General features: G+C 57.5%; 3 protein-coding genes. 1 reads left to right on the top strand and 2 read right to left on the bottom strand.

Annotated elements, in window-relative coordinates; all coding sequences use genetic code 11:
• Window positions 1-88 precede the first annotated feature (88 nt).
• The gene (gene lapD, locus ACRESD_RS16665; RefSeq protein ID WP_431751929.1) at window positions 89-2,035 is read right to left on the bottom strand and encodes a cyclic di-GMP receptor LapD; all 1,947 of its coding nucleotides are present in this window, start codon (window positions 2,033-2,035) and stop codon (window positions 89-91) included.
• 13 nt (window positions 2,036-2,048) lie between these two features.
• The gene (gene lapG / locus ACRESD_RS16660) at window positions 2,049-2,741 is read right to left on the bottom strand and encodes a cysteine protease LapG (RefSeq protein WP_431751928.1); all 693 of its coding nucleotides are present in this window, start codon (window positions 2,739-2,741) and stop codon (window positions 2,049-2,051) included.
• A gap of 250 nt (window positions 2,742-2,991) precedes the next feature.
• Between lapG and ACRESD_RS16655 the strand changes: the two genes are divergently transcribed.
• Window positions 2,992-3,702 carry a GntR family transcriptional regulator gene (locus ACRESD_RS16655; protein WP_431751927.1) on the top strand — a complete coding sequence of 237 codons (711 nt, stop codon included), beginning with the start codon at window positions 2,992-2,994 and terminating at the stop codon, window positions 3,700-3,702.
• The last annotated feature ends 234 nt before the right edge of the window (window positions 3,703-3,936 follow it).

Genomic DNA, 3,936 nt, shown 5'->3' with positions numbered 1-3,936 from the left:
ATAGTGGTGTGTCAGTCAATGCATCTCTGACTGAACAACCGCTATCGCGGGCAAGCCCACTCCCACATTGGTTTGTGGTGTCGGTGCGTTATTTCCAGGGCGCAGGCTCGCCAAACAACTGCCCCTGCACGCCGAAAATTCCCATCTCGCGAATCACCTTCAGTTCCCCCTCGGTTTCCACACGCTCGGCAATCAACGGCAAGTCAATGCTGTGGGCCGCACGCTGGATCGCTTCGATAAACAGGCGCTTGTCGCTTTCTTGGTCAATGGCGCGGATGTAGCTGCCATCGATCTTCAGGTACGCCAGGCCCAGGCGCGCCAGGTTGCCGATCATGCTGAAGCGCCCGCCAAAACGCTGCAGGCTCAAAGAGAAACCCAGTTCGCGCAGGCGCTGGGTCAGTTGCTCCAACAGGGCCTGCTCGGGCAGTTGTTCTTCGCCGATCTCCAGGGTCAGGCGCGGGCCCAGGTTGCTGTGCTGGCGTAGCAGCTCAACAATCCGATTCAGCGCCTGGGCGTCTTGCAAGGTCGCGGCCGAAAGGTTCAGCGCCAGGTTGTGCGTGTGACTGGCCATCTGCTTGAGTACTTGTTCGAGCATCAGGCGGTCGAGACGGGACGTCCAGCCGAAGCGTTCAAGCCACGGCAAGAACCGGCCGGCGGGTATCGTATGGCCGTCTTCATCCTGCAGGCGCGACAGCACTTTGTAGTGCAGCACCCATTGAGGGTCTTGACTGGCGACCACCGGCTGGAAATACAACTCGAAGCGCTGCAGCGTCAGGGCCTGGTCCAACAGGGTGTGCCAGGCATGATGGTCGTCGCCGACACTGGCGGCGGCGCTTCGATCGAGGCATACCCAGCTGGTATCACCCTGCCCTTCAGCCTGGGCCAGGGCCTGATCAGCCAAGGTCAGCAGTGCCTGAGGGGCGTCGCCATGATTGAAGGGGGCCAGGCCAATGTAAGCAACCGGCGTGACGTCACTGGCGCCGGTGACCTGTAGGCTTTGCAAGGTGCTTTCGAGGTTTTGCGCCAATTGCAGCGCTTCTTCACGCACCAGCCCCGGCGCCAGCACGGCAAACTCACCGCCGCGAATACGGGTGACGAGGTTGTGGGTTTCCGGGTACGGCTCGCACTGGCGCAGCAGCTGCTGACCGACCGCTTGCAGCAACTGGTCGGTGCGCTGGCCACCCAGGCGTTGGTTGAGACCGGCCAGGTCCTTGATGCGCAATACCATCAGGTAGCCAGAGTTGGTTTCTTCCGGGTTGCTGACACGGGCGTTGAGCTGCATCTCGAAGTAGCGACGGTTAGCCAGGCCGGTGAGGTTGTCCTGATAGGATTCGGTGCGCAATTTTTCGCTGCGTTCGGCCTGCTCTTGGAACAGTGCCTTGAGCTTTTCCACCATCTGGTTCATGGCCTGTACCACGCGCCGCAATTCCGGCGTGCGTGGCAAGTCGGGCAGGCTGAGGAATTCGCGGCGGGCGATGGCGTGGGACTGCTTGACCATGTAGTCCAGCGGCTTTAATTGCCGACGCAGTAGCAACGCACCGAGCACCGCACTGACCGCGCCGCACAACAGCAGCCAGCCGAGGCTACCCAGGGCGCTTTGCCAGAGTTTGGCCAGAGCGAACATCGGGTGGCTGATCACCTCGACACGCGCCGCCTGCTCCCAACCTCGACTGACCAGCGCGTCACCACCAGCCGGCTCCAGGCCGATCAGCTTGACGAACCAGTCGGGCACGCCGTTGTTGTCGGGAATGCCGCTGCGCTCGACGATGGTCTTGTCGGTGGCCAGGTCCACCACGCGGATGCTCGCGTAATAGCCGCTGTCGAAAATCGAACTGACCAGCAGCTCCACCATGGCCGGATCGTCGATATTGGGCGTCAGCGACAACGCCAATGCCGTCGCCGCATCCTGCGCGTGGGAGCGCAGCTGGTTGACGTACTGCGTGCGCGAGCTTTCCAGGCTGACCATGAAGCTGCCACTGAAGGCGACCACGAGGAACAGACAGATTGCGATCAATAGTTGTTTGAACAAAGACACCGATCAGTTACTCCTAGTTGGCAGGCTCGGCTGGGAAGCCTTCGGCACGCATTTTTCTCAACACATCCTGCCAGCGTGACAAGCGTTTGGTATCGCCGACTTTCTTGTTGCCCTTGGCGCCCGGCAAGTACAAACCCTCGGCGTTGAATGAGTACACCGGGAGCAAATCGGTACGACGAGTGGCCGGCAGGATCTCGTCCATCAGGCTATCGAGCACCAACGGGATCGCGTCGGGGGTCGGATAATAGGTCAGGACCATGTGAGCGCGATTCTGACGCAAGGCCTTGACGTAGGTAATGCGCAATTTGTCGCTGGAGACACCCAGATGGCGCAGGCTGAAGTACTTGGCGATAGCATAGTCTTCACAGTCGCCAGCACCTTTCCACAAGGCCTCGATGGGTGTCTCCCAATAGTCCTCCACGTGCCACAGATCGATGTCTTCTGTGTAGGTCATGTGCTTGTTGAAGAACAGGTTGACGACCTTGAGCTGCTCCTGCTCGCTGACTTGTTTTTGCGTCGCCAGCAGCCGCTGCCAGTCGTCGATGCGTTGCTGACCTTCCCCCAACGGCCCGTACAGGGCGGTGGCTTTGCGGCTGATCTGGGAGAAATCCCAATCGGCATGCAGCCCGCCCAGCATCAAGCCGGCCAACAGTAGCGCTGAAAACAGCCAGCTTAGGATTCGAGAAGGAATAAAACTTACCGCCAAGGCGTTCAGTCCGTGAAGAGAGACGGAATTTCAAGGGATGGTGAAGCGTTGACCCACAAAAAACAATGGCATAGTGCAATCATTCATCAGCGGGCCGCGTTTATAACCGCCCCTTGTGGGATACACAAAGTATGTCCTGTAAGCCCTTACAAACGGAAACTTTGGTTGTTTGACAAGCGTGCGACCCATCTTTAGTGTGCATTGGATCCAATTAAACGCACTTTATTCAAGAAAGGAGGATAGCGTAACCGTGACGCAGAAGCCGACCCCTTTAAGCAGCATCAAAATCAGCGGGCCTATTCCCGCCCATCTTGCACGCTCCGTTATTGAAGAAACGTTACGAAATGCCATTCTCGACGGACGATTGCCGTGCGGCACCGCTATGCGCCAGCAAGAACTGGCCAGCCTGTTCGGTGTCAGCCGCATGCCCGTGCGCGAAGCCTTGCGCCAGCTGGAGGCACAGTCGTTGCTGCATGTGGTGACCCACAAAGGCGCCGTGGTTGCACCGTTGATCGAGGACAATTCGGCGGAGACCTATGGCTTGCGCATGTTGCTGGAATCCGAAGCGTTGCGCTTGTCGATTCCCTTGCTGACTGACGCTGATGTTGAAGAGGCCGAGTCCTACATCAATGCCCTGGAACGTGAAAAAGACTATACCGAGATTGGCCACCTCAATCGGCTGTTCCACATGACCTTGTATGGCAAGGCACCTAACCAGCGATTGCTCAAGCTGGTCGAGCATGGGCTGAACGAGGAGGAGCGTTTCCTACGCTTCAACCTTGAGGCAATGGGGCTGGGCGAGACATCCCAGGAAGATCACCGTGAACTGCTGAACCTGGTGGCCCAGAAAAAGGTCGACGAGAGCATCCTGACGCTACGCAATCACCTGATGCGCGGGATGGAAGTGATCGCCAACTACCTCAATGGCCTGGAAACCGCCGATAACAAAAGCGCGCGGTAAGACGCCTCTTCCTCCTTGTTTAACTGCTTAGCGGGACAGCTTCTCCACGTGGAAGCGTCCCGCATCGATTAGTTATAAAAGTACCGAGCGTACTTAACCACACCGACTGACAACATCGAAAGCTCTTACTCTTAATTCATTAATATCCCTCACTATCATTTTTCGAAAAACATCTAATATATTTATAAGCTCAGACAAACGTTCAATCAGCTTATTATCTTTTCTCGAAAAACC

The organism is Pseudomonas sp. (assembly GCF_050739995.1).
Classification (GTDB): domain Bacteria; phylum Pseudomonadota; class Gammaproteobacteria; order Pseudomonadales; family Pseudomonadaceae; genus Aquipseudomonas.
The sequence above is the reverse complement of the archived record's forward strand: the minus strand, read 5'-3'. Positions and strand labels throughout refer to the sequence as shown.